The 1,452-nt window shown below is 71.4% G+C and carries 1 protein-coding gene; it reads right to left on the reverse strand.

Annotation, left to right across the window (positions count from 1 at the left end; genetic code table 11):
- Positions 1 to 215: 215 nt before the first annotated feature.
- Positions 216 to 1,397: an IS4 family transposase gene (locus tag I6A81_RS41180; RefSeq protein WP_203008507.1), complete on the reverse strand. Its 1,182-nt coding sequence runs from the start codon at positions 1,395 to 1,397 to the stop codon at positions 216 to 218.
- Positions 1,398 to 1,452: the final 55 nt, after the last annotated feature.

Raw genomic sequence — 1,452 nt, forward strand, 5'->3', positions numbered from 1 at the left:
CAATGCCGTTGCGTTATGGGTCTGGCGGCGGGTGGATGACCGCCGCCTCCTGCGGTGCTCTGGTGGGTTGAGGCCAGTGGCGGTGTTCGGCTCGCTTGAGCCCGAAGTTCGACATCTTGCGTTTGACCGCCCGGGGCTGACTGCGTAGCCGCCGCCGAGGCAGGGGGTGAGCGAGAAGATCGTCGCGTAGTCGTACCAGGGCCGCGACCAGGTACTCAGGGGGAAAAGACGCCGGCCGCGGCGGTGACGCTGCGCCGGACGGCCCGCAGGGTGTCGGTGAACGACAGCCGGTCGCAGTCCACCCCGGCGCTCCGAGCGGTCTGGCACATCAGGGCCCGCAGGGCACGGTGGACCAGCAGGTGGGCCCAGACCTGCTGGCGGACCCCCTCGGGAGTCTTGCTGGCCAGCACCACACCGGCGCCTCGCTGGTACCTCTTGATCTCGGCGAGGGTGGTTTCTTCCTCCCATCGCTGGGTGTAGAGCACCGCCAGCTCCGCCGCCGGGTAGGCCGTCGAGTCGAGCAGGTCGGTGACCAGCCGGTACCCCTCCTGCCTGCCGGGGCGTCCAGGATCGTCGAGGTGGTAGGCCAGCACCCGGACCCGCGTCGGCCGGCGCCGGCCCGGCCGGTCCCCGGCCGCGTACATCCGGCTGAGCCACGACCCGTCCGCCAGCACCTGTTCGACCTCCAGAATCCGGTTGGCCGGCACCCGCCACAACAGGTGCGCGCCGGTCGCGGTGAAGGCCTGCCACAGCGGGACACCGAGAAACTCCCGATCGGCCAGGACCAGCATCCCCGGCGCCACCGAGCGGGTCAGCCGCCCGGCCAGGACGGTCTCGCCTACCCGGCAGCCGGCGATCTCGGCGTCGCACAGCGCGTGCGTGCCGGACTCGGCCAGCGCGACCATCCGCACCTGCGGGAACGCCGCCCGACCCTGCCCCCGCGTCGTTCCCGGACGGCCGAACGCCGCCTCGTTCACCGCCGTGTCGGCGACGTCCCAGCAGGTGCCATCCACCGCCATCAGCCGCAGCCCTCGCCAGAACACCCCCGGCATACCCACCGGGCCCACCGGCCCGGCGGTGGCCGCGAACAACATCCGCAACGGCTGGGAACCCAGCCGGTCCCGAGCCCGAAACAGCGACGACTTCACCGGCAGGCGCCAGCTACCCCACAGGCCCATCCCGCGCAGCCCCTCGGTCAGCTGCCGCAGCACCTCCAGATACGGAGCCGGTGAGAACAACGCCAACGCCAGGACGAAGTACACCGTCAACCGCGCAGGCAGCAGTCGGGTCCGCTGCTCGGTCCGGCCACACGCGGCCACCACCCGATCCACCAGACCCGGCGGATACATCCAGGTCAACACACCCAACCCGGACAACTCCGGCACGCTCCCGGCCATCGCCACCACCCTCAGAGGGCGTGCCCACCCGCAACCACCTAACGCAACGGCATTG

This window comes from Frankia nepalensis (assembly GCF_016786325.1).
GTDB classification, from domain to species: Bacteria; Actinomycetota; Actinomycetes; order Frankiales; family Frankiaceae; genus Pseudofrankia; species Pseudofrankia nepalensis.